Source organism: Photobacterium damselae (genome assembly GCF_003026815.1).
Classification (GTDB): Bacteria; Pseudomonadota; Gammaproteobacteria; order Enterobacterales; family Vibrionaceae; genus Photobacterium; species Photobacterium damselae.
This window is the reverse complement of the sequence record NZ_PYOG01000003.1, coordinates 108,972-134,483: the sequence shown is the minus strand read 5'-3', so window position 1 is coordinate 134,483 and position 25,512 is coordinate 108,972. Positions and strand designations below refer to the sequence as shown.

At 39.0% G+C, this 25,512-nt stretch carries 21 protein-coding genes; 9 read left to right on the top strand and 12 right to left on the bottom strand.

The window, feature by feature from the left end:
• Positions 1 to 81 precede the first annotated feature (81 nt).
• The 3 genes from CTN07_RS05025 (at position 82) to CTN07_RS05015 (ending at position 3,434) form a co-directional block, all read left to right on the top strand.
• Positions 82 to 1,365: a DEAD/DEAH box helicase gene (locus CTN07_RS05025; protein WP_036765499.1), complete on the top strand. Its 1,284-nt coding sequence runs from the start codon at positions 82 to 84 to the stop codon at positions 1,363 to 1,365.
• Positions 1,366 to 1,543: 178 nt separating this feature from the next.
• Positions 1,544 to 2,446: a LysR family transcriptional regulator gene (locus CTN07_RS05020; RefSeq protein WP_005304493.1), complete on the top strand. Its 903-nt coding sequence runs from the start codon at positions 1,544 to 1,546 to the stop codon at positions 2,444 to 2,446.
• 256 nt (positions 2,447 to 2,702) lie between these two features.
• Positions 2,703 to 3,434, top strand: a complete 732-nt coding sequence (locus CTN07_RS05015; RefSeq protein WP_005304496.1) for a sulfite exporter TauE/SafE family protein — start codon at positions 2,703 to 2,705, stop codon at positions 3,432 to 3,434.
• A 4-nt stretch (positions 3,435 to 3,438) separates the two neighbouring features.
• Here CTN07_RS05015 and ccoP read toward each other — a convergent pair whose 3' ends face one another.
• From ccoP to CTN07_RS04995, 4 genes are read right to left on the bottom strand one after another with little or no spacing between them, the layout of a single operon-like run.
• Positions 3,439 to 5,643 carry a cytochrome-c oxidase, cbb3-type subunit III gene (ccoP, locus tag CTN07_RS05010; protein WP_005304498.1) on the bottom strand — a complete coding sequence of 735 codons (2,205 nt, stop codon included), beginning with the start codon at positions 5,641 to 5,643 and terminating at the stop codon, positions 3,439 to 3,441.
• A 10-nt stretch (positions 5,644 to 5,653) separates the two neighbouring features.
• Positions 5,654 to 6,253, bottom strand: a complete 600-nt coding sequence (gene ccoO, locus CTN07_RS05005; RefSeq protein WP_005304501.1) for a cytochrome-c oxidase, cbb3-type subunit II — start codon at positions 6,251 to 6,253, stop codon at positions 5,654 to 5,656.
• A gap of 1 nt (position 6,254) precedes the next feature.
• Complete coding sequence (ccoN, locus tag CTN07_RS05000) at positions 6,255 to 7,667, bottom strand: cytochrome-c oxidase, cbb3-type subunit I (protein WP_005304504.1); 1,413 nt, start codon at positions 7,665 to 7,667, stop codon at positions 6,255 to 6,257.
• 35 nt (positions 7,668 to 7,702) lie between these two features.
• The gene (locus CTN07_RS04995; RefSeq protein WP_036765501.1) at positions 7,703 to 8,026 is read right to left on the bottom strand and encodes a c-type cytochrome; all 324 of its coding nucleotides are present in this window, start codon (positions 8,024 to 8,026) and stop codon (positions 7,703 to 7,705) included.
• 282 nt (positions 8,027 to 8,308) lie between these two features.
• Here CTN07_RS04995 and CTN07_RS04990 point away from each other — a divergent pair, with 282 nt between their 5' ends.
• On the top strand, positions 8,309 to 9,997 hold the full coding sequence (locus CTN07_RS04990; protein WP_005304507.1) for a chitinase: 1,689 nt from the start codon (positions 8,309 to 8,311) through the stop codon (positions 9,995 to 9,997).
• A 77-nt stretch (positions 9,998 to 10,074) separates the two neighbouring features.
• On the opposite strand, the gene CTN07_RS04985 is transcribed toward CTN07_RS04990, so the two are convergent.
• The gene (locus CTN07_RS04985; RefSeq protein ID WP_168443810.1) at positions 10,075 to 11,547 is read right to left on the bottom strand and encodes a sensor domain-containing diguanylate cyclase; all 1,473 of its coding nucleotides are present in this window, start codon (positions 11,545 to 11,547) and stop codon (positions 10,075 to 10,077) included.
• A gap of 373 nt (positions 11,548 to 11,920) precedes the next feature.
• Here CTN07_RS04985 and CTN07_RS04980 point away from each other — a divergent pair, with 373 nt between their 5' ends.
• A complete protein-coding gene (locus CTN07_RS04980) occupies positions 11,921 to 13,324 on the top strand; it encodes a glycoside hydrolase family 1 protein (protein WP_005304511.1) in 1,404 nt (467 codons plus the stop codon).
• A gap of 85 nt (positions 13,325 to 13,409) precedes the next feature.
• Here the strand turns inward: CTN07_RS04980 and CTN07_RS04975 are convergent, their stop codons facing one another.
• Together CTN07_RS04975 and CTN07_RS04970 are read right to left on the bottom strand one after the other, a co-directional pair.
• Positions 13,410 to 14,720, bottom strand: coding sequence for a DASH family cryptochrome (locus tag CTN07_RS04975; RefSeq protein WP_005304514.1), 1,311 nt, complete (start codon positions 14,718 to 14,720; stop codon positions 13,410 to 13,412).
• Between the two features lie 70 nt (positions 14,721 to 14,790).
• Positions 14,791 to 15,120 (bottom strand): hypothetical protein, encoded by a 330-nt coding sequence (locus tag CTN07_RS04970; protein WP_036765505.1) that lies wholly within the window; start codon positions 15,118 to 15,120, stop codon positions 14,791 to 14,793.
• 634 nt (positions 15,121 to 15,754) lie between these two features.
• On the opposite strand from CTN07_RS04970, the gene CTN07_RS04960 reads away from it, so the two are divergent.
• A complete protein-coding gene (locus CTN07_RS04960; protein ID WP_005304517.1) occupies positions 15,755 to 17,734 on the top strand; it encodes an alkyl/aryl-sulfatase in 1,980 nt (659 codons plus the stop codon).
• 147 nt (positions 17,735 to 17,881) lie between these two features.
• Here CTN07_RS04960 and CTN07_RS04955 read toward each other — a convergent pair whose 3' ends face one another.
• The 3 genes from CTN07_RS04955 to CTN07_RS04945 form a co-directional block, all read right to left on the bottom strand.
• Entirely contained in the window at positions 17,882 to 18,787 is a 906-nt protein-coding gene (locus CTN07_RS04955; RefSeq protein ID WP_005304518.1) for a LysR family transcriptional regulator, read from the bottom strand.
• A gap of 107 nt (positions 18,788 to 18,894) precedes the next feature.
• A complete protein-coding gene (locus CTN07_RS04950) occupies positions 18,895 to 20,850 on the bottom strand; it encodes an alkyl/aryl-sulfatase (RefSeq protein ID WP_005304523.1) in 1,956 nt (651 codons plus the stop codon).
• Between the two features lie 119 nt (positions 20,851 to 20,969).
• Positions 20,970 to 21,950, bottom strand: coding sequence for a YdcF family protein (locus CTN07_RS04945; protein ID WP_005304527.1), 981 nt, complete (start codon positions 21,948 to 21,950; stop codon positions 20,970 to 20,972).
• Between the two features lie 283 nt (positions 21,951 to 22,233).
• Here CTN07_RS04945 and CTN07_RS04940 point away from each other — a divergent pair, with 283 nt between their 5' ends.
• Together CTN07_RS04940 and CTN07_RS04935 are read left to right on the top strand one after the other, a co-directional pair.
• On the top strand, positions 22,234 to 23,154 hold the full coding sequence (locus tag CTN07_RS04940) for an SPFH domain-containing protein (RefSeq protein ID WP_036765510.1): 921 nt from the start codon (positions 22,234 to 22,236) through the stop codon (positions 23,152 to 23,154).
• A 2-nt stretch (positions 23,155 to 23,156) separates the two neighbouring features.
• The gene (locus CTN07_RS04935; protein WP_036765513.1) at positions 23,157 to 23,606 is read left to right on the top strand and encodes an NfeD family protein; all 450 of its coding nucleotides are present in this window, start codon (positions 23,157 to 23,159) and stop codon (positions 23,604 to 23,606) included.
• Positions 23,607 to 23,701: 95 nt separating this feature from the next.
• Here the strand turns inward: CTN07_RS04935 and ltaE are convergent, their stop codons facing one another.
• Positions 23,702 to 24,706, bottom strand: coding sequence for a low-specificity L-threonine aldolase (ltaE, locus tag CTN07_RS04930; RefSeq protein WP_005304539.1), 1,005 nt, complete (start codon positions 24,704 to 24,706; stop codon positions 23,702 to 23,704).
• Positions 24,707 to 24,831: 125 nt separating this feature from the next.
• On the opposite strand from ltaE, the gene CTN07_RS04925 reads away from it, so the two are divergent.
• On the top strand, positions 24,832 to 25,203 hold the full coding sequence (locus CTN07_RS04925) for an MmcQ/YjbR family DNA-binding protein (protein ID WP_036765515.1): 372 nt from the start codon (positions 24,832 to 24,834) through the stop codon (positions 25,201 to 25,203).
• 38 nt (positions 25,204 to 25,241) lie between these two features.
• On the opposite strand, the gene CTN07_RS04920 is transcribed toward CTN07_RS04925, so the two are convergent.
• Positions 25,242 to 25,508, bottom strand: a complete 267-nt coding sequence (locus tag CTN07_RS04920; protein WP_036765517.1) for a hypothetical protein — start codon at positions 25,506 to 25,508, stop codon at positions 25,242 to 25,244.
• Between the last annotated feature and the right edge of the window lie 4 nt (positions 25,509 to 25,512).

The window sequence follows — 25,512 nt, the reverse complement described above, 5'->3', positions numbered from 1 at the left end:
TAATAACTCGCTATCGCTAATTGGCTATAGCGAGTTTTTTTGTTATCTTGCCGTCCCTTTCTATATTTCTCGAGATACACTATGTCATTTTCTAAGTTGGGATTATCAGATCCTATCGTTCAAGCGGTTACTGAACTGGGCTATAACGAGCCAACCCCAATTCAGAATAAGGCTATTCCTGTGATCCTCTTGGGAAAAGACGTATTAGCTGCTGCGCAAACAGGTACAGGTAAAACCGCCAGCTTTGTACTGCCAATGCTAGAGCGTTTTAATGATGGCGTTAAAGTTCGTCCTAAGCGAGTTCGAGGTCTAATTCTTGCGCCAACACGTGAATTGGTCGCTCAAGTTGCAGAAAATATCGAAAAGTACAGTAAGCATCTTAATATTAAAACGCTAGCTATGTTTGGTGGTGTTGAATATAAGCATCAAAAACAAGCATTGATTGAAGGGGTTGATATTTTAGTTGCAACTCCTGGCCGTCTACTGGATATGTGTACTCAACGTGCAATTCACTTGGATGAAGTAGAAACGGTTGTTCTTGATGAAGCTGACCGTATGCTGGACATGGGCTTTATTGAAGCGATCAATAAAGTTATGGATCGTCTGCCATTAGACTGCCAACAATTACTGTTTTCTGCAACCATGACTCGTCAAGTGCGAGAGTTAGCAAGAACTGCGATTGAAAATCCGATTGAATTATCTGAAATTTCAAAAGGTAATGCAGCGGCATCTAAAATTGAACAATGGTTAGTGACTGTCGATAAAGATATGAAGTCATCATTGCTTAGTCATATGATTAAAGAAAATGATTGGGATCAGGCTCTTATTTTTATTGAGACTAAACATGGTGCCGCTAAGCTTGTAGAACAATTAGCAAAGCGTGATATTTACGCAGAAGCTTTCCATAGTGGTCGTAGTCAAGCAGTACGCTCTCAGTTATTAGAAGATTTTAAGTCAGGCCAATTAAAGCTGATGGTGGCAACAGGTGTCGCTGCTCGTGGTATTGATATTGACAACCTAAAACGCGTGATTAACTACGATTTGCCATACCCGGCAGAAGAGTATATTCACCGAATTGGTCGTACTGGTCGTGCTGGTGCATCAGGTGAAGCGATTTCATTTGTATCAAAAGACAATTTCAAAAACTTGTGCATGATTGAAAGCCGTTTGGGTCATCTATTAGAACGTCGAGTCGTTGAAGGTTTTGAACCTCGTAAGCCAGTGCCTGTTTCTATTTTGAACTATAAACCAAAACACTTGCGTGAGGGTGGCGCTGCACCAAAAGAAGGTAAAAAAGCGATTCCTCATAACCGAACTCGTCGCCATAATAAACGCAATAAGCCACAAAAAAGCAAGCCTGAATAATAAATAGCATCCACTATATTACAAAGAACGCATTTAGATTATGAATGCGTTTTTTGTTGATTTCCTATGCATTTTGCCTCTTTTTCTCAATTTTTGTTACTAATTTTATATATTTAGTTGAGACTTTCTGTGCAAAGTATTATTTTGCATCTCCATGGGAACTATAGGTAACAAAACCATGGTAAGAGATATTAATAAATTGGATTTAAAAGTACTGCACTTATTTAAAGTGATTGTCGATTGTGGTGGATTTTCTCAAGCTCAAGAGAAATTAGGAACTCAACAGTCCACAATTAGTACTAATATGGCTAGCCTTGAACGTCAACTTGGTATGACTTTATGTCAGCGAGGACGTAAGGGATTTAAACTAACTCTTGAAGGCGAGAAGTTCTACCAGTTTGTTGAAACTCTATTTACTCATATCCGTGATTTTGAAGTCAATATTCAAGAGCTGCAAATGCAATCTCAAGGCTATATTCGTTTTGCCATGATTGATTGTGTCGTAACAAATCCAGATTGTTTATTAACGCGTGCTTTAGAACGGTTAAGACAAGAATTTCCTTTAGCAAAAATTGATAGTCGAGTTGAAGATACACTAAAAATTGAAGAGCTATTGCTGGCTAAAGAATTAGATATCGCTATTACGTCATCTGAAATTCGTCGTGATGGATTGGAATACATTGAGATTTTTAGTGAGTACCAATCTTTATATTGTCGAGCCGAACATCCTATTCTAAAGCAAAAACAGCCACTTACTTTAGATTTCCTAAAGCGTTATGCCATTGTCGATCGTGCTACTGAGCATAAAATTACACCAGTGAGAGATTTTGGCTGTGAAGTTTTTGCCTATACCTCAAATATGGAAATGACCGCACTTTTATTGTTATCAAGTGATTACATTGGTCATTTGCCCGAGCATTTTGCAGAGCTTTGGGTACAAAGAGGGGAGTTAATTAAGCTAGATATACCCAATACGGACTATAAAACGGAGTTTCATTTGACACAAAGAAAAGATGTTACTCATCCCGATGCTGTGGCTTATTTAGTTGAGCAATTAAAAGATGTACACGCTTTTCGGTAATAACGTATTTTAAATTTATTGCGGATCTTTTTACGCAAAAATGAACAGAGTATCTCGGAAACGTCCGTATTTTAAGTATTATTAACCCGCATTGTTTCGCTCGGAAAGTCATAGGATTCGACTTTTTGGACGATCGTCTTCTGATTTCAGCCTCCTAGCCCGAGGCTATTTTTTTATCTGTTGTATATACAATATCAAACCAAATATGTTCAAATACCATTACTCAAATAATTTGTATGATATTTAAGTTTGGTTTATGGACTCATCAATATTTTTAGCGTGCCTTGCCATTTTTACATTAGGATGCTTCGTTCAAAGCTCAATAGGGTTTGGTATGGGCGTGCTGGTGGGGCCATTTATTTTAGTGTTAGAACCTCAACTTATGCCAAGTGCCGTGATCTTTCTTGGTATGAGTATGTCACTGATTGTTTGGTACCAGTATCGTGCCTATTTTGAACCGAAAATGTTGCTCTCTGCATTTATTGGTCGGTTACCGGGAACCGTATTAGCGGCATATATTTTAATGATTGTAACGGCAGATCAATTGGCCATTATGCTTGGGGTTACGGTTTTAATCGCTGTTGTGCTCAGCCTAGGTAAATGGAAACTTTCACCAACTCCCGTCAATATGCTTATTGCTGGCTTTGTTTCTGGTGTAATGGGAACGGCGACTGGAATTGGTGGGCCACCATTAGCGATTTTGCTACAAAATGAAGAGCCTGAAAAAATCCGTGCGAATTTAGCCGCTTTCTTTGCCATAACCGGAGTTATTTCTCTGATTGCACTGCATCTATCAGGCAACTTCTCTTATCAAGATTTCCATAATAGTGTGTTGTTGTTACCCGCTCCAATTATGGCAACACTACTGGCATATCAAGTTCGACATAAAATAAAGAAACGTCTAGTACATAACTCGGTGTTGATTCTATGTTCTGTCTCCGCTTTTGTTTCTTTATCTCGTGGAATGCATCTGTTTCATTTTTTATGATGAATCACTCCATAGGTTGATGGATAGCACCAATATAGCCTGATTTTTCGAGTTCTTTACGAACATTTGTGACATCTTTGGCGGTAATAATAACGGTGCGTCCTCCTAATCGATTCCTAACAAAAGTGAGCAATTGTGCCAACTGAGCATCACTTAAAACGGTGTTAAAGCTACTCATTGGCATAAAATTAGTGCCTCGATTCATATAACTTGGCATTAATCCGCGAATGGCAACGGCAATGGTATCATAAGGATCTTTATGCATAATGATGCCATTGTTTAGCAAAGCAGGAGCGATACCCGCACGACCTTTGCCATCAGGGCCATGACATGCGCCACAAGTTTGAGCATAAAGGTTATACATGGCTTCTTCATGGTTTTGAATATCAAGTGTTTCAATGCCTGTTTTGGTATTAGAAGCAATGTTAAGTGAATCGTCGATTTCATTGATCGTTTGAGTTACAGGGCGGTTGGCTAAATCTCCAAATCCAGGTGGAATAATGGGAACAATATGGGGCTCTATTTCGTTGTATTTATCTCCAGCAATAAGATATTCAGCGATGGCTTCCACATCTTGCCTCGTTAAATGACGGGTACTATTCTTAACTACCTCAGCCATTCCGCCAAATGCAGTACCTTTTTCTGAATGTCCAGTTTTTAAAAAATCGGTAAGAGAAACGATATTCCAGCCTGTTTCATACAGTTGTTCAGCCGTAATATCAGGGGCTTGCCAACCATCGATTAAATTACCTTGAAATAGTTTTTTAGGTTCTAGGGCTTGAGCAATATTTCGTGGTGTATGGCATTCGCTGCAATGGCCTAACCCCATGGTGAGATATTTGCCTCTTTTCCATGTAGCAGGACGATAACTTGGATATTCCAGCGGATTTGTATCTAAAAATGCGATATTCCAAGCCAGTAACCCAAGACGAATGTTACTTGGGAAAATCATTTTGTTTTCGGTATTGACCGTATTAACCGAGACTATAGATTGTAAATAAGTCCAAATGGCTCTGGTGTCTTCTTCTGTGACGTATTGATAAGACGAGTAGGGCATTGCAGGATAAAGATAGCCATTTTTCCCTTTCCCTTTATGCAGAGAATCGTAAAAGTCTTGATAGGTATAATCACCGATGCCGTAATCGGGGTGGGTTGAAATATTGGTTGAATATAAAGTCCCAAATGGGGTAACAAAGCCGAGTCCGCCACCAAAAGGTTGCCCGCCTTCACTGGTATGGCAAGCTATACAATCTCCTGCTAGAGCAAGATACCGACCTTTTGCAATCAACTCTGGGTCAAGTGATTGTTTTCTTTCAATGTGTAGCTTGTTTTCATATTTAACGTAAGCTGCAATGGCTGAAATTTCAAGTGAATTAAGTTGGCTTTGGAATGCTGGCATAACGTTGTTTAAGCCTTGGCGAATAGTATGCTTTATTTCATCGATAGAGCCTCCATGCAGCCATATATTATCGGTTAAATTTGGAGCTCCTAATATCGGATTTCCTTGTGCTTTTTCACCATGGCAAGCAACACAATTTTCAGTGTAAATTGCCGAACCTAACTCAAAATTAACTTCTGGGGCGTTAACTACGCGTTCAGGTTCTAATGAGGCAATATATTGGGAAACATGGGTAATTTGTTCTGATGTTAAAATATTCTCCCAACCTGCCATTACGCCGTTACGCCCCTGCTTAATGGAGTGCAATATGTCCTGATCAGTACCGCCATAGAGCCAATAATTATCAAGAAGATTAGGAAAATGCTTTTGTCCTTGGCCTTGATCGCCATGGCAAGCGGCACAATGAGTCTGAAATAAAGATTGGCCCGTGTTTACGATAGTTGCATTTTGACTTAATTCCTCAAGAGGGGAAGCGGCGTTAAGTTTAGCCTTCTGATATTGTGCTTCTAGTGTAGTTTGTGATGGTACAGTTGCTTGGCTGGTTGAACTCCAATGCATAAGACCAGGCCAGTTACCAAGACCTGGATAGAGAACAAAATATCCCAATGTCAGGATGATAGAGATTAAGTACGCAATAAATAAGAGTTTAGGAACCGCACCATCATTCTCTTGAATACCATCGAACGTATCTAGAGTTCTATGTGGATCGGAACTGGCACGCTTTTGCCAATAGAACAGAATAACTCCGACCATGATAGCGAGAAATAATACGGTTAAAGTGATTACCCAAGTATTCCAAAACGCATTCATGAGCGACTCCTTACTCAACACCGAGACTTTGTAGGTAGGCAATTAATGCTTCAGCATGAGTTTTACCTTTAATTGCAAGACGAGCTTGAGATATTTCATTCTCAGAGTAAGGAACTCCCAGTGTTTGCAGTGCATGCAGCTTGGCTTCAATGTCATCTCCCGAGAGTGTTTTATGAAATAGCCAAGGATAAGCGGGCATAATAGAACTAGGTACAACATGGCGTGGATTTTCCAAGTGGATAGCATGCCATTGATCGGAGTACTTACGGCCTAAATTAGTAAGATCAGGGCCTGTTCGTTTTGATCCCCATAAATTAGGATGTTCGTAAATATCATCACTTTCTTTGCTGTATTTACCGTAACGCATTACCTCAGCAGGTAAGGGGCGAACCATCATGGTATGGCAGGTATGACAGCCTTCACTAATATAAATATCCCGGCCTGCAACTTGGAGGACGGTTAAAGGTTTAGCCGTAGATTCTGCTTTTAGTTGTTCGGTATTAAAAAAGAAAGGCACTACCCATACTAGAAGAGAAAAGCTGGCGACAAGTACGGTTGATAGAATAAGAATGATAACCGATTGAGTAAAGTCTGCGTTTAACTTTGCCATGTTAAGCCTCCTGACTATCATAGACAGGGCGAGATTTAGGGCCTGTTAATGTGCGATAGAGGTTATAGACCATTAATAGCAGACCGAAAACAAAGAGGGCTCCGCCAATAAATCTCATCAGCAGCCAAAGCTTACTAAAATTCATCACCTCAACAAAACTGTAACTTAGTGCTCCATTCGGCTCTTGTTTAAGCCACATGTAACCTTCGCCAATTCCTGCAATCCAAAGAGCAATGGCATAAAGTGCGATACCGAGGTGAGCCAGCCAAAAATGCCATTTAACCAACCGATTCGACCAGATGTAATCTCGCTGCCAAAGTCGTGGAATAAAATAGTAAAAAACCGCAATGGCAGACATTCCCACCCAACCTAACGCGCCAGAATGGACGTGACCAATAACCCAGTCGGTATTATGAGCAATCATATTAAACCAGCGGATAGCCAATAATGGGCCTTCAAAGGTAGCAAGACAATAATAAGCAATAGCAGAAAAGAAGAACCACATAATGTAATCATGCTTTAGTTTTTCTTTATTCGATAGTAGGGTCATAAAGCTATTAAAAGCGCCACTCCAAGAAGGTAACCACAATATGAGGGACATGATAATACCGACATTTTGTACCCAATCTGGTACCGATGAATAAATAAGGTGATGGGTTCCTGCCCAAGTATAAAATCCGACTAATCCCCAAAAATGCACCACAGATAAGCGATATGAGTAAATCGGCCGCTCAGAGACTTTGGGAATAAAATAGTAGTTCATGCCGATGACACCTGCGGTTAATAGAAAACCGACCGCATTATGCCCCCACCACCATTGTACGATGGCATCTTGCGCACCAGCATAGACAGAGTATGACTTCCACATAGAAACTGGAAGCTCAAGGTTGTTGACGACAAAGATCATGGCAATAACAATAATAAACGCACCAAAAAACCAGTTAGCGACAAAAATATGAGGTTCTTGGCGGCGCGCGATGGTCATGAAAAATAAAATAGCGTACATGACCCAGACTACAGCAATGAGGATATCAATAGGCCATTCTAGCTCTGCATATTCTTTTGAGGTGGTAAAGCCTAGAGGAAGCGTGATAAGCGCTAAGACTAAGATTAACTGCCAGCCCCAAAAGACAAACCATGATAGGCTGTGATTAAACAGCGGGACTCGACAGGTTTTTTGCACAATATAGAGTGATGTCGCCATTAACAAATTAACAGTAAAACCAAAAATAACGCCATTAGTATGAAGTGGACGTAAACGACCAAATTGAATGTATTCAGAGTTAAAATTTAAGGCTGGCCAATAGAGTTGTGCCGCAAGAAGTACGCCAATTAACATGGCAATGACTCCCCATGCGAGGCTGCTGATAATAAAATATCGAACAACTTTTGTATCATAGTGAGTCGTATCCATCTTCCCTCCTAAAGAATAAAGATTGTGCGATGGGGCTATTTGGCGTAATGAAAGTAGTATGAGATATCCAGCATATCTTGCTCACTAAGGGCATCCGCTTGGGCATGCATTAAAATAGCAAGGCCTCCTGTTCGTTGTTTTTCTTGATAGGCTTTAAGTGCCGCCACCATATATTGAATTTTTTGATTTTTAAGATTGGGGTAGGTATCAATAGTTGAAATGCCGTCTGCCCCATGACAGGTCATACAGACCGCTGCTTTTTGCTGACCAACAGTAAATTGGCTTTGGTCTATATCTGCAATAACAACATTTGAGAAGAAAAAGCATAATGGAATGAAGATGGATAGATAAGATCTCATATTGACTCCTGTCTTAGGTCAACGCATTCGGCAAAATATTGTTAACGACTTATTTAAATTTAGAACAATATGGTGGGTTTTCTATTGTTGTGAAATGATAAATAAAGAAGATTATGCATAAGATAGAACATTTCGATGTGGGATTTTCATGCAAGCTTGTAATGATTATGTTACTAAATATTGAGGTTGATCCAGAATAACAAAGGGCAAAATTGTGCTTGTGGTATTTCAGCTCTATAAATTTACTCAAATAAAAAAGTACTCCTAATACAAGGAAACATTATGAGCAAATTAAGACCAATAGCGTGTGTGATCTCTAGTGCATTAATCTTAGGTTCCCTATCAACTCAAGCTTTGACAATAGAGCCAGATCCTGAAAATCCTGGTGGGTATATTATTCCAAAAGCTGATATACAGGCGGCAGAAGAGAGTAAAACAGCCGATCCAATGTACGCCGTTTGGGCGAAGGCACTACAGACGACTTCTAATAAAGTGGTTGAGGCGATTCTGCCAGGGCTCGATTCGAATCCAGATAACGTAAAAAGAGCTGAACGTGTTTTCCCTGAGTATGAGTGGGACTTTTTAACTGGGATGGCGGCTCCTGAATATACTTATACTCGATTCTTACGTGCAATTGGTAAGTTCCCTGCATTTTGTGGTGAGTACACTGATGGACGAGATTCGGATGCTATTTGTAAAAAGTCTATTGTGACCGCCTTTGCTCATTTTGCTCAGGAAACTGGGGGGCATATCGGTAAAGATAATGCGTGGGATAATCCTCTTGGTCTTGAAGAGTGGCAACAAGCCCTTGTCCATGTCCGTGAAATGGGTTGGTCTGAAGGCCAAGAAGGTTACACGACGGGATGTGGTCAAAATGATTGGCAAAATAAACGTTGGCCTTGTGAGAAGGGACAGGGCTACTTTGGACGTGGCGCAAAACAACTTTCTTATCATTTTAATTATGGCGCATTTTCTGAAGTGATGTTTGATGGTGATGCGACTGTCTTACTGAAAAATCCTGCTTTAGTTGCTGATTCTTGGTTAAATTTAGCCTCAGCAATTTGGTTCTTTTTAACCCCTCAAGCTCCAAAACCGGCCATGCTTCATGTTATTGATCGCACATGGGTACCGTCTGAGCGCGAGTTAGATGCAGGTATAGGTTACGGTTTTGGTACTACCATTAATGTGATAAATGGCGGTATTGAGTGTGGTGAACAGAATAAAGACAAAGGACAACCTGTTAACCGTATTCGCTATTGGGAAGGTTTATCATCTCATTATCAAATTCCAATTGAATCAGATGAAAAAAATACCTGCTGGCAGCAAACACCTTATGGCAGCATCAATTTAAATGGCGCTAAAGATGTGCTTTATACTAACTGGGAAGCGAGCTGGAAATATCACTCAGATCGCCCAGGCGGTGTCTCTTTTGAGTGTGAGCTAGTCGGTTATCAAACAGCATATTCTGCACTTACGCCAGGTGATTATGAGAAGTGTGTGACAAACTTTTATGGTTCTCATGCAAATTGGCCAGCGGTTCGCATAGTAGATAAAATTGATGGCGGTGATGGGAATGGTGGTGGAACAACCGATCCAACGGATCCTCCGGTTTCAACTGTACCTGCATGGGAGGCTAGTAAAGTTTACGTCGGTGGTAATGAAGTTAGCCATAATGGCAAATTGTATCAAGCCAAATGGTGGACCCAAGGCGATAGACCTGATGCTGGTGGCCCATGGAAATACATAAAAGATATTTCAGGTGACGATACTGGCCCAACAGATCCTGAACCACCAGTAGTTGTGCCTCCGACAGATCCATCTGAACCGCCAACAACCATGCTACCGACTTGGGATTCATCAAATGTATACGTTGGTGGCGATAAAGTTTCTTATAATGGAAAAAGTTATCAAGCGAAGTGGTGGAGTCAGGGAAATCAGCCGGATAAAGGTGACCCATGGAAAGTGATTTAATTTGAAATCAGTAACTCATTTTAAATAAGTAACTAAAAAAGCCACAATCAAATTGAAGTGTGGCTTTTTTTCGCAGATTAATACGTAATTGAAATACGATTTCGACCTTGCTGTTTGCTTTTATACATTTGAAGATCTGATTGATAAATCAAAGCTTCGGCTTCTTGGTTGGAATGTACCACTGCCCCAATACTCAAGGTGCAGTAAATTTTAGCTCCTTGATATATCAAAGGTGAGTGCTCAACGGCAGAGCGCACTCTATTTAATACTTCATAAATTTTTGTTGTGTCGGTCTCTGGCATTAATATGGCAAATTCATCACCACCTAAGCGGTAAAGTTGCTCATGTTTTTGGAGTAAGCCTTGCACAAGTTGTGTGACATGTATTAATGCTTCATCACCAGCAATATGACCATAGGTATCATTGATAGACTTAAATTTATCAATATCGAAACCGACTAAAGTAAACTGCTTACTCTCTATCCATAAGGGCAGTGTTAACCGAAAAGCACGGCGGTTTAATAATCGAGTTAAACTATCATGATTGACTAAAAATTCCAGCTCTTTGGTTCGTTCGGTTAATGCGTATTGGAGTCGCTGGTTTTGACTTAGTTGCTGATAAGTCACTAAGCTTGCAAGTAGTGCAATAACCAATCCCACAATGAAAATAGCGCCTAAAATCCAATATTCATTCATATCGAAATCAGTGCTTTGTTTAAAATGTAATAACCAAGAGCGATTGGGATAACTTATCTGTGTTGTGATTTCCACTCCATCAGTACTTTTCCAGCTTGGGCTTTGATAAAGAATTGGAGAATCATTGGCTCCAAATCCAGTATCAATGATTTGGATTGCACTATGATGGTTTTCTATTGCTTGAGTAATCAATGTCTTTAAATAAATCGTAACATCAACAACCCCGATCACAACTGCCGTCATTTCGTTATGTTGAAATACAGGATAGTAAATTAACATTCCTCTTTTAGGCGAGGATAATCTGATTTTATCTGGAATTACTTGCTCTAGGTTATCTTTTCCCTTTAGCGGGGCTTTTAGATGGGTAATAAATGAGTGTTTATCTTGTAATAATCTAACACGGTCGGAAATATTTGCTTTTCGTGAATGAGATATATTATTCAATATTAAGCGGGTTCTATCCCCTAAAGAATAAAAACCAATAACCGATAAATTTTCTTTGTTAACCGGATAAACTTTGGTTGTAATAAAGAGCGTTTGATCTTGTTTTACATCATTAAATGAAAGTACTCGACCATTATCCAAAGTATATGGCGTAATGGGCTTTCCTAAGAATCGATACTCTTGAGTAAACTTGTGAATATTTGATGAAGAGACTCTTTGCTGTAATTGGAGAGCAATTAACCCTTTGGAGTTCTGAATAATAGGTTGAGCAAATAACTCAAAGTTTTGCCAGTTAGCATTAGAACTCGCTTCAAGAAAGTTAGCCATAGACCCCATAAACTGTAAATCGTTTTCAATTTGGTTTTGTAATAAATAAGTTTGATGGGTAACTAAATTTTTAAAATTATTCATATGGTTTTGTTGGTATACCGTATGAAAAATGTATCCAACTAATGCTGTAGCAAAAAGAATGCATAAGCACACAAAACTAGGAATGCGTGTTTTTTTATTCGATTTAATTATGTAGCGAAAAGCCATGTATGATTTCTTAAATATTATTTGAATAGTAATAGTACAAAATTAATTGAATTTTTAAAAATTAATTAAAATTTATAACTTAGACGAATCCGATATGGTGGGTTACGAATGACACTAAATTAAAAATCGTTGTTCGATAAATATTTTGTAACTCGTTGTAAATGTGAGATGTTTGTCATGGTCTCGGGTGAAAATTATGTAATGATCAAGACTGTATATTTTATTTTGTTAGAAGAGTAAATTGGTGATGACGACACAAACTTTAGGTTTTCCTCCTCATTTTTTATGGGGTGGAGCTATCGCTGCAAACCAAGTAGAAGGAGCTTATAACCAAGATGGTAAGGGGCTTTCGACTTCGGATATGCTACCAAAAGGGATATTAAGTCCTCATCAACCTCGTTCAGAGCGAACTTCTGGCATTAAAGATATCGCTATTGATTTTTATCATCGTTATCCTGAAGACATTAGCCTTTTTAAGGAAATGGGTTTTACTACACTGCGATTATCGATTGCATGGACACGAATCTTTCCTAATGGTGATGAGTTAGAGCCAAATGAGTTAGGATTAGCGTACTATGACCGTATTTTCGATGAGTTAGCTAAACACGATATTCAACCATTTGTTACGTTGTCGCACTATGAAATGCCAATGTATTTGACCGAGCAATATGGGGGATGGGCTGATCGTCGTTTAATTGATTTTTTTGAACGTTACGCTCGAACCGTTTTTGAACGCTATAAAAATAAAGTTAAACTTTGGCTGACATTTAATGAGATTAATATGTCATTACATGCACCATTTACGGGTGTGGGATTAGCCGAAGATTCGACAGAACAACAAATCTACCAAGCCATTCATCATCAACTATTAGCTAATGCCAAAGCAGTTAATCTGTGCCATCAAATTATTCCCAATGCCAAAATTGGTAATATGCTATTGGGTGCTATGAACTATCCATTAACATGTACCCCTGATGATGTAATTGCTGCAATGCACGAAAATAATAAGTGGCTATTTTTTGGTGATGTTCAGGTTCGCGGTCGTTACCCTGGCTATATGTTGCGATATTTTCGTGAAAATGACATCCAACTTGAGATAGAAGAGGGTGATCTTGAGTTGTTAGCGAACGCCAGTGTCGATTTTGTTTCCTTTAGTTATTATGCGAGTGGTTGTGCAAGCGCAGATCCTAAGCAGAAAGAGACAGGTAATATTGTTGCTAGTGTCCCTAATCCCTACCTTGAAAAAAGTGAATGGGGTTGGTTAATCGATCCAAAAGGACTGCGTTATTTGCTTAATTTCTTATGGGATCGCTATCAAAAACCACTCTTTATTGTTGAGAATGGGCTAGGTGCTCATGATCAAATGACAAGCGATGGTGAAATCCTTGATGATTATCGTATTCAGTATTTAAACGATCACTTAGTTCAAGCACGAGAAGCCGTTGCTGATGGTGTGGATTTAATGGGCTTTACCTGTTGGGGGCCGATCGATTTAGTTGCAAACTCAACGGCTGAAATGAGTAAACGATATGGGTTTATTTATGTCGACCGTCATAATGATGGCTCAGGTAGTCTAACTCGAACTCGTAAGAAGAGTTTCTATTGGTATCAGCAAGTTATCGCCACTCACGGTCAATCTCTAACAGTCTAAAGTTGTAAGACTTAAAGAGGTAAAAAAGCAGGTTTGGTTATTCCTTACCTGCTTTGTTAATTGACTTACTTCAGCATGATTACGACTAATAAATTGGCCAGTCTGCTGCATCTACTGAATCTATCTTGCCATCGTGATTATTTCCATTCCATTTAGTAATAAACTGACCTTGTGGATCGAACAATTCCGTCTGCTTATCTAAGTTAAAATGACGATTTCCTTTAGGATCTGCGCCAACTCCTGCAAGATATTGCCAATTGCCCCAATTACTCGCAATATCATAATCAATAAGGTGTTGTTCAAAAAAGGCTGCACCATAGCGCCAGTCCAGTTCTAATTCATTAACAAAGCAGCTAGCTACAATCTGTCTTCCTCGGTTCGACATATATCCAGTAGTAATTAACTGACGCATTAAAGCGTTAACAAGTGGGTATGGTGTATTACTTTCACTCCAGCGTTTGAAACGTTCTGGATAAAAACTGGTGTGGGGCGATGATGATTTAATCCCTTTAAATTGGAATATTTTCTGTTGATGATGATGGGCATACCATTGAAAATATTCACGCCACAATAGTTCGAATTTTATCCATTGACTGGACGGTGTTTCATCAACCTGATGATGGTATTGGTTTAGCTCATAAATTACCCGTTTGGCCGATAAACAACCTTGTGCCAACCATGGTGAAAATTTTGTTGAATAATCCCAACCATCCAGGTCATTTCGAGTTTCTTTATAACGACTTGCTTTATCAGATTTAAAATATGCCGTGAGATGTGATATTGCGGTAGCTTCTCCACCGATAAAATCTGAAGGTTTAGGATGACTAATGAAACTGTCTAAGATCGAAATGTGAGCAATTTTATTTGGTGATGGTGGCAGATGGGAGATATAGGGTGTTAGCGGTGTTAATTCGATATGCTCAACTTGCCGACGAAATTGAGAAAATGTTGATGGTAATTTATTAAGGTCGAACGGCAATTGTTCCTTGTGAAGTAAGGTGTGGGTCGGCCACTGCTTAAATTCAATATACGGATAGCGCTGGTTTAATGTTTGCCATGTTTGATTTTCATAATATCCAACTTGTTCGCTACTAATGATGGTATGAATATCATATTGGCTGATCAACTGAGGTAAAATATGAAGAGGGTGTTCAAGAAAAACCAATAACTCTTGTTCTAGGTCTTGTAACTGCTGATGAAGTTGATGCAAGGACTGAAGCAGAAACTGTAATCGCAGTGCACCATAATTGTGAATGTGATAAGGATAACGGTTAGCCTGATGATAAGGTAAACAGTAAACGAGTAGTAGCCGATCACATTGTGTCGTAGCGTTTAATAGCGCTAAATTATCGTGTAAGCGTAGATCGTTTTGAAATAAATACAGTCCTGTCTTCATCTGCACTCTCCTCTGACTATCTTTAACTATATACCCAAGCCAGATTAAGAGGCAGAATTCAGTAAAACATTTAGAACAACGCCATTTGTGGCTGATGGTGTGGCTTTATATTAGTGGGATCTTCTACCTCTTGATAGTACTGGACCCAAGTTTGATTACTACGAGGGAACTCGACTTTGAGCGCCTTTTTACACGCTTTTTTTATCTCATTTTTTACTGCTGTTATTGTTTGATTTTGATAGCCAAATTGAACGAGAGTAAATTCCTGTTCGCTACTTCTGTGCAGAATAAAACCCCGATCTTTTTTGTATGTTTTTACTTCAATGGCTTCTTGTATCGCCATATTTTTTAGTTGATATTCAATTTTATGGATCACTTGACCCATTGGAATTAGCGCCATAAAAATACTCCTTGAGTTTTATTCACCGACTAAACCAATTCGGTCTTTCCTAGTAATTGGCAGAACTGATTTTTTATGATGGTCTCACTAATAAAAAAAACAGTAATTGTTTCTTTATCTAAAGTATATGCTACACGACAAGTTAATGATTTATCACAAATAATCTTATATTCGTAAATTTTTAATCCAAGATGTTTAAATTGTTTAATCATCTTAATTTTTGGGCTGTTTTCTTCTATTAGCCGGGTGAGACGGTGAACGACATCTTGATAAATGATGGCTTGATAATCGGGATGTTGATGAAAAAACTTACGCAAATGACGATTATCTTCGAAGACATAATTCATAACTAATAAACTCTAATCTTTCTCTTTTTTCTCACTATAAGAGGTTGAAAGTGTTTAGAATATCGCACAATTTTTAAGGAGGGGTTAAGTTTGATTGAACAAATCTTTGTGAGGCTATTTTCGCTATTAAAGCGGTTAAGTTTTCTCACAATCGTATCAGATATTAATATTATAAATATCTGATACTAGGTCTACGCTAATGATTGAATATCATCAATTTCTTAATATGGTTTCAACGCGATAAGGCGATCACACCTTACTCACATTTGACTCTTTAAGAGGTTGCTATGAAATTACGTCTCCTACCGTTATCACTTGTTATCATAAGCTCAGTATCTTATGCCGGAACCACAAGCTATACCGTTACAGCCGACAGCAAACCTGCATCATCATTTACTATCGAAAAAAATAATGAGTTAAAACAATACCTAAATTTCGATAATAAAGAGGATTTTACAGCAGCCAGTAAAGGCTTTATTGCTACCTGGCCAGATAAAACAATTAAAGATAAAAATGGCAATGTAGTGTGGGATTTTGCCAAGTTTGAATTTGTTAATTCTGATCAGGTTTTAGATACCGTTAACCCATCACTGCGTAGAATGGCAGAGCTGAATAATATCCATGGGTTGTTTAAAGTCACTGATGGTATGTACCAAGTTAGAGGTTTTGATCTCTCTGTAATGACTTTTGTTCGGGGTGAGCATGGCTGGATAGTTATTGATCCTCTAATTTCTGAGGAAACTGCCGCTGCGGGTCTTAAGTTATTAACAGAGCATGTGGAAGATTTACCTGTTACCGCGATTATATTTACTCACTCCCATATCGACCATTTTGGTGGTGTATGGGGAGTTACAACGAAAGAGGCGGTAGACCAAGGTAAGGTTGAAATAGTAGCTCCCGAAGGTTTTTTTGAACACTCAGTATCAGAAAATGTTTTAGCGGGTAACACCATGAGTCGTCGTGCAAGCTTTATGTATGGCAATATGGTTGAAGCTGGTCCTCAAGGCAAAGTCGATGGAGGATTAGGTAAAACAACCTCAACAGGTAAGCCCGGTATTGTTGAAGAAAACTTGGAAGTAGTTAAAACAGGTGAAACTCACAATATAGATGGGGTTGAAATCGAGTTTCAGATGGCAAATGGCTCAGAAGCGCCTGCTGAATTTATTTTCTATTTTCCGCAAAAACGGGTGTTAATGGCATCTGAGGTAATGACTCATACCATACATAACATTTCAACTTTGCGAGGTGCTCGAACTCGTGATGCTAACGCATGGGCCGGTTATATCGATGAAACTCTCGATCTGTTTGCTAAAAAATCTGACATTATGATTGCCTCTCACCATTGGCCAACATGGGGGACGAGTAATATTGTCAATCAGCTAGAAAAGACGCGTGATATGTACAAATATGTGCACGATCAGACGTTACGTTTGGCAAATCAAGGCTATACCCCAAATGAAATCTCCGCATCCATCACGCTGCCAGATTCTTTAGGTAAAGAGTGGTACAACCGAGGCTATTACGGCACGGTGTCACATAATGCTCGTGCAACGTACGACTTTTATTTTGGTGCATGGTGGGATGGAAATCCTGCGAACCTAAACCCATTACCGCCAGAGCAGCAGGCTGCAAAGTATGTTGAAGCCATTGGTGGTGATGAAAAAGTGATTGAGATTGCTAAGAAAGCGATCAGTAAAGGTGAATACCGTTGGGCTGTGACATTACTTAACAATGTGACGTTCTCAAATCCAGATAACAGTACGGCACGTTATTTGGAAGCAGATGCAATGGAACAGTTGGGCTATCAAGCCGAGTCAGGTCCTTGGCGTAACTATTACCTTGTTGGTGCGAAAGAACTGCGTCATGGCTTCCAACCAGCTCCAACGCCAGATACCACAGCTATCGCATCCAATATGCCAGTATATTCTGCTTTAGAATCGTTAGCTATTCGTGTGATGCCTGAACAAGCGAAAGGGCTGGATATGGCAATTAATTTAAAGGTAGCAGGAGATAAAGAAGCGGATGGCGAATATGCTCTGTTACTGTCTAACTCAGTACTAAAAACATACAAAGGTCGCCAGTTAGATAACCCAACAATGACGATTGAGTTTTCTCGCGATACATTTGTTAATTTAGTCACGCATCAGTTGGATTTAAAAACCGCTATAAAGAAAGGGCAGTTCAAGGTATCAGATCCAAAAGGATTTACTCAGTTTATGCAAATCTTTGATACTTTTGACCCTAAATTTGGTGTCGTAACGCCATAAGTTGAGTTTCAAATATAAAGACAAAGTGTTTGAGTTTATTTAGAACATAAAAGACAAAATCAGATCCAAAGCTGCTATTTGATTTTATTGTCCTTGTGGTCACAACGGTACTGGGTAATAACAGTACCGTTTTTTTTATCTCGTTTTTTATCTAATAATGTCTGTAATAAGTTGTCTTAGCCATGTATTGGCAGGGTTTGTCTCCATCTTTTTGAGCCATATCAGATGAGAATCAAATGATTTAGTTTCGAAAGGAAATGAGATCATACGAAGTTTAAATATATCTTTGTATTGTACCGCGATTGATTCTGGCACAACGGCTACAGCATCACTGTAAGTAAGGGCTGATAACATACTGAGTAATGAGTTGTGCTCACTGTAGATTTTTCGTGGTGGTAATACATCACTAACAAGCCAATCAATAAACAGTAGGTTAAAGCGGCGCATATTCATAATCGCATGACGTTCAAGTAAATATTGTTCTTTGGTTACTTGGTCTTCGGTAATCCTTGGATGTTGTTGGCTAACAACACAACATAGATGGTCTTGTTGAACAACTTGTGACTGAAATTGTGAACTGTTCGGTGCTGCAATATCAATGACCAAGTCTACTTTCTCAAGCCTTAAATCTTCATAAATGAGTTCTTCATTAGGTGGCAGTTCTTGTAACACAACACTGATATTTGTGTCATGAATAGTGGTATCTAGCCGTTGTCTCAATGAATGGAAAATGGCTTCATTGCAATAAACAGAAAAGGTTCGATATGACTCGATAGGATCAAATTTATGTAAGCCTTGTAAGACCGTTTCCAAAGTGAGGTATGAAGGTTCAATTTGTTGAAATAGTTCTTGAGCAAATCGAGTCGCTTTAATTCCACGCCCGGTTCGAGTAAAAAGCTCATTACCCAAGTTATCCCTTAATCGGTTGAGGGCATTACTCACCGCTGACTGCGTTAAGTCGAGTTGCTCTGCTGTTTTGGTGACGGATTGAGTCTGATAAGCAGAAACAAATACTCTTAATAAATTGAGGTCGACCTTTTTTGATAACGGCATATCGGCAATCCATAGCAAATGATTGTTTGATTCTAACAAAATAAAGCCCAATGCAAATGAGAACATTGGGCTTGATAGTTAGAGTCGTTAAATATGTGATATGACGATTAAGGTGTCACTACATTGAACCAGAAATTGAAGGTATCCAGCATACCGACAAAATCTTCTAAAACCGCTTTATCACCAGTTAGTTTAACGTCACCGTTTTTAATGGCTTGTTCAATAGTTATTTCACCTAACTGGATTTTATCTAGCGTTGCTTTGGTTAATGAAAGTGAGACATTGGGTTCTTTATTAATTTTGTTGCTGTAGTTTAATACCGAGTTTTCTACATAAAGCGTGTACTCTTCTTTTAGATCGGTAAAGTCAACGTTAATAATAAAGTTTTTACCTGCCGCCTTTTCTGGGTTTAGCCTTATTGCTAGATAATCAAAGTACATCTCAGGAGGCATATTTTTAATAATATCTGGTGTTGCCGTTTGAGTTCCACCTGATGTAGGAACGCCATTACGTAACTCATAAGCTCCTTGTAGATATACTGAGCGCCATGGACCAGACTCAGCTTGATAGCCTAACTGTTCGTATGTATCAGCCAGTAGAGCTTTTGCTTTTGCATTATCCGGTGAGGCGAAAACAGCCTGTTTAAGAACCTCTGCCACCCAGCGATAATTGCCTTTATCAAAGTCTTTTTGCGCCTTATCGATTACAGCTTGCTCACCACCCATGTACTCAACGTACTTTTTAGCAGCATCGACTGGAGGTAGGTTATTAAGATCCGACGGGTTACCTGTATACCAGCCCATATAGCGTTGATAAACAGCACGACTGTTATGGCGTAACGTGCCGTAATAACCTCGAGTACTCCAGTTATTTTCTAATTCAGAAGGAAGAGTGATCATTTCTGATATCTCCGAGCCAACATACCCCTGATTCATCAAACGAACGGATTGGTCATGGATATATTTGTAGATATCACGCTGTTTTTTAAGATAGTCAACAATGCGTTTCTCACCCCACATTGGCCAGTGATGGCTTTGAAACTTAACTTCAACTTCATTACCCCATAATTCAATGGTTTCGTTTAGATAGGTTGCCCATTTTAAAGCATCGCGTACTTGTGCGCCTCGAAGCGTTAAAATGTTGTGCATGGTATTGGTACTATTCTCTGCCATCCATAATGCTTTTTTCTCAGGGAACCAAGTATTGATTTCAGTTGGAGCTTCTGTACCTGGTGTAAATTGGAATACCATTTTGACGCCATCAATGGTTCTTACTTCACCGGTTTCTTTAATAAGATCTGTTGGCTTAATGAGAGTGGCCATTCCGGTTGATGTAGTTTGCCCTAAACCACCATTAACACCACCGGATGCATTTCTTGGTAATAAGGCGCCATACATATATATTGCTCTGCGCCCCATGGCATTACCGGCGATGACATTTTCAGAAACTGCATGTTCAGTAAAACCATCTGATGCAATAACAACGACTTTACCGTCTTCAACATCTTTATCAGTGACTAATCCTTTGACGCCACCGAAATGATCAATGTGACTATGACTGTAAATGATCGCAACAACCGGTCTTTCCCCGAGCTCTTTATTGATAAAATCGAGAGCCGCTTTTGCTGTTTCTCGGGAAATTAGAGGGTCAAATACGATCCAACCTGTTTTACCTTCAATAAAAGTAATATTAGATAGATCATAGCCTCGGATTTGGTAGATACCATCAGTAACTTTAAATAGACCATTAATCATATTAAGCTGAGCATTACGCCAGAGGCTTGGGTTTACAGTATCTGGAGCCGCTTTATCTAACCCAATATATTTTTTGTACTCTTCTAGATCCCAGACGACATTGCCTTTCGCATCTTTAATCGTTAATGGCTCTTCTTTGGCGATAAAACCTTTTTGGGCATCTTCAAAATCTTGTTTATTTGAAAATGGAAGGCTGTTTTGAACTTGTTGATTTGCCGCTTTTGTAGCCTCGCTGGCAGGCTTTGATTCTTGAGCATAACTGTTAAATACAGTCATTATTCCTAATAGGGCGACGAGGGTATATCGCATTGTATTTCATCCTTGTTGAGTCTAGTTTCATATACAAATTAGACAGTAGGTTGAAATAATGCGAATTTTTTCCTCGAGTTTATAACAGCCCCAACAAAAGGAGCTGTTATAAATAGGTTTTAGACTGAAATCATTTCAGGTGGACAATAAAATGCTGGAAGGTCTAAGCAGCGTAGGGCATCTATATAGCAATTACGTTTAGTCTCTTCGTCAATCATGTTATTGGCAAGTAAGCCATCCTTTACCGCAACATGTTGCCATTCGATAGCGGAATTTTCCTGCTTATTATTCGATAGTGAAAAAGCAAGCAAAGCTCGATGAACATGAATTGAGTTACTGATTATTGTTGCTGACTCGATAGCATATAGATGAAGAAGAGGTACGGTATATTGTGCATTTTCGATTGTATTACGAGACTGTTCTTCTAACACAATATCAGAATGATCAATACCGCGTTCTTGTAACCATTGCTTCATAGCTTGCGCTTCACTCATACCGTTTTGTGCTCGCCCTCCGGTAAGAAAGATCAGACTATTGGTTATTTTCTTTTTTAATTTAATTGCAATTTTTAGTCTATCTTTTGCAAAGTCGGACAAGGTCCCATCAGGATTTAGCTGGTGGCCTAAAACAATAATTGCGTGATTATTTAAATTACTATTTGGTAGGTTGTGTTTGATGGGAAGAGACAGGCAGTGGTGTAAGGTATGTATCAATAAATCAAAATGCTGTGATCGCTTTGGAGCATATTTATGAAGCAGTTGACTGAAATATTCACTTTCAAATAATTCATCTTTATAGTGATGCCATGTTGCCAAATAAAAGCACGCAATATTCATTATTTTTGCATTATGAGCAACTTTAGGTAAGTTACTAAGGGGTTGCCAAATCGAAAAGGCTGCTAAGTATCTTCCTTGAAAAGTATAAAGATTTCCGAGGGTTAAAGCAGCGTAGTGATCATTTGGATATTGTTCAAGATGTTGTTTTAAATAAAGAATGGCGGCATCTATATTATTTGTTAATTGACCATTCACTTGATAATCAGTCCGATTTGAACTCTTGAAGGCTGTAAAGGCGTTTTCTAATGCTAAGGTTCTTTCCATGAATATGACACACATTAATACTTCAGTAGATTTAGAATACAAGTTTAATTAATGAAAGCAACGAAATATTCGTACTTCTTTACTATTCCTGAGATCTAAATATAGGTTAAGAAAAAATCTGTCATAACCATAAATTAATCGACTTATATTTGTAAGCTAAGATAAATACAACATAGTTTTCTGTTGACTTTGAGATCAAAGACATAATTGCAAAAAAACTTCTGCTTATGAATCTTTTTCTGATGTATTGTATTCCAATTAGTAATGAATAAGGAGAAAAGGAATGCCATATGATTCATTAATAACAATAGCGGCACTCGTTGTTGTCGTTATCGTGTTAATTGGTTCGGCTGTTAAAACAGTAACTCAAGGACACCAGTGGACGGTAGAGCGTTTTGGTCGTTATACAAAAACACTAAGACCCGGTCTTAATATCATTGTTCCTTTTGTTGATAAAATTGGCAGAAAGGTCAATGTGATGGAACAAGTTCTTGATATTCCAGCCCAAGAAGTGATCAGCCGAGATAATGCGAATGTCACTATTGATGCGGTTTGTTTTATTCAAGTGTTTGATGCTGCAAAAGCCGCGTATGAAGTTAGTGATCTTGAGTCTGCTATTCGCAATCTTACCTTAACTAATATTCGTACCGTGTTAGGTTCAATGGAACTTGATGAAATGTTGTCTCAGCGCGATACAATCAATGGACGTTTATTAACGATTGTCGATCAAGCGACAAATCCATGGGGTATTAAGGTAACTCGTATTGAGATTCGTGATGTTCAGCCACCAGCAGATCTGACCGCGGCGATGAATGCTCAAATGAAAGCAGAACGTAATAAGCGTGCAGAAATTTTAGAAGCTGAAGGTGTGCGTCAAGCTCAGATTTTACGAGCTGAAGGTCAAAAGCAATCTGAGATCTTAAAAGCCGAGGGTGAAAAGCAGGCTGCTATACTTCAGGCAGAGGCTCGTGAAAGAGCGGCAGAAGCGGAAGCAAAAGCAACCAGTATGGTATCTGAAGCTATTGCTAAAGGTGATGTGAATGCCGTGAATTACTTTGTTGCACAAGGTTATACCGAAGCTCTGAAAACCATAGGTAAATCAGAAAACAATAAAGTGATTATGATGCCACTTGAAACTACGGGGCTAATGGGATCTGTTGCAGGTATTGCAGAACTTCTGTCGAGTAAAGATAAAGGTAAATAATGATGATTGACCTGCTTAGCCAAATGAATCCATGGCATTGGTTGGTATTTGGACTGGTTTTATTATTGTTGGAACTACTAGGAACTGCAGGGTATCTTCTGTGGCTTGGAATTTCAGCCATAGTTGTGAGTATTCTTACCTTTCTGCTACCTATCTCTTGGTCGCTACAGTGGGTAAGTTTTGCTGTTATTTCGTTATTTACAACTTGGCTGTGGTGGCGTTATCAGCATAAGCAGGATAAAAAAGACGACAAGCTACGCACATTAAATCAACGCAATGAACAACTTATTGGTCAAACTACAATACTACAAGAAGCTCTCGTTAGTGGTAGTGGACGTGTGAACTTGGGTGATACAACTTGGGCTGTTCGTTGTAATGAAGATTTACCCGCAGGCACCAAAATAGTTGTTATTGATGTTGAAGGTATTATTTTGGTTGTGAAAGCTTGTTAGATAGACAATCAAAATGAGTAATAGAAATACGTAGACAATAAGGCCCCTAAGTTCGATGAGCTTAAGGGCCTTGTTATTAGTCGTCCAAAGTAAAATTATAGAACAGACTTTAGCTGAGTAATCAGTGTCGTAATATTATCGCGGCTAATATCTTTGTGAGTCACAAATCGAATAGGGTTACTAGGTGAAACTAAAATTCCGTTCTCTTTTAGCTGGTTAGCGATAAGCGAAATATCAATATTTTCATCAAGTTTAGCAAAGACAATATTGGTTTGAACAAGCTCTGGTTTGACGTGGAAACCTGATAACTGTGATAGCTCTTGAGCCAGATATTTTGCGTTATCATGATCGACCGAAAGTTGCTTAACTTGTTCTGTTAACGCCAGTTTACCCGCCGCAGCTAAAATACCCGCCTGACGCATGCCACCGCCTAGCATTTTTCTTATACGACGAGCTTTTGCAATGAATTCTTTACTGCCGAGTAAAAGTGATCCCACAGGTGCTGACAGACCCTTAGATAAGCAAATGGTCATAGAATCAAAGTATTGAGCAATTTCTTTTACAGGAACATCAAGAGCGACGGCGGCATTAAATACTCTAGCGCCATCAAGGTGTAACTGTAAGTTGTGTTGCTGAGTAAATTCTCTAGCCTGGGCCAAATAAGCTAAAGGTAGCACTTTGCCATTAATGGTATTTTCTAACGAGAGGAGTTTAGTTCGAGCAAAATGGAAATCATCAGGTTTGATGGCTGCGGCGAGTTTATCGAAAGGTAAAGTACCGTCTGGATTATTTTCAATAGGCTGGGGTTGGATAGAACCTAAAACCGCAGCACCGCCCGCTTCATATCGATAGTTGTGAGCCTGTTGACCACAAAGGTATTCATCTCCACGGTCGCAATGAGACATAATGCCAAGTAAGTTCGCTTGTGTCCCTGACGTAGTAAATAAGGCAGCTTCAAACCCTGCTAAATGAGCGGCAAATGCTTCTAATTCATTAACTGTTGGGTCATCGCCATATACATCATCACCAACAGGGGCTGAGAACATTGCTTCACGCATAGCAGGGGTAGGTTGTGTTACGGTATCGGAACGAAAATCCATGGTAAAATTCCTTGCGAAATGGCTCAATTTTCTTAGATTATCTTGGTTACAATCGAACAACAAGAATCTAACTTAGTTCATATTAGTAAATTGTTGCTTTTGATTTATTTGATGTTGGTGAATTTATGACATTTGATGAGTTTAATCGTTTTTGTCGTGATCTAACGGCAACGACTTATGTTGTGCAGTGGAATCAGTCTCATGTCTGGAAGGTTGGTGGAAAAGTTTTTGCTATTGGTAGTACCACAAAAACAGGAGCGTCTGGGTTTAGCTTTAAAGCTTCAGAGCGAAACTTTGCTTTTCTGTGTCATGTGGATGGCTATCAACCTGCGCCTTATTTTGCTAGCCGAGGTATGAAGTGGATTCAGCAGATTGAGACCTCTGGTACTTTAGATGATGATCTAAAATACTATTTAACAGAATCGTATCGCTTAGTTTTTGCAAGTTTGAGCAAGCGAGTTCAAGCTGAAATCGCCCACTCAGCAGAAAACCAGTGAAGAGAGAATACCTAAGTTATCTTTCGTTCTTGGGTATCTCATTTTTTAGTAAAGATTTTTGCTACGCTAGAACTGATCACACCAAATTTCAATTCAATTAGGCACAATACTGGGATGATTATCGCAATAATAAGGTTGTTATAATTCCCTAACCCCCACAAGTCTTTAGTGACTGCGCCGTAAAGAATATAAATACAACTACTTAACGCAACATATGCCACTGCAAAGTTCCAAACTCCCTTTAATGCCATAAAAAAGGTATTAGGTTGATGTGTTGGTAACTTCGTTGAGTGATTAATAACCATGATT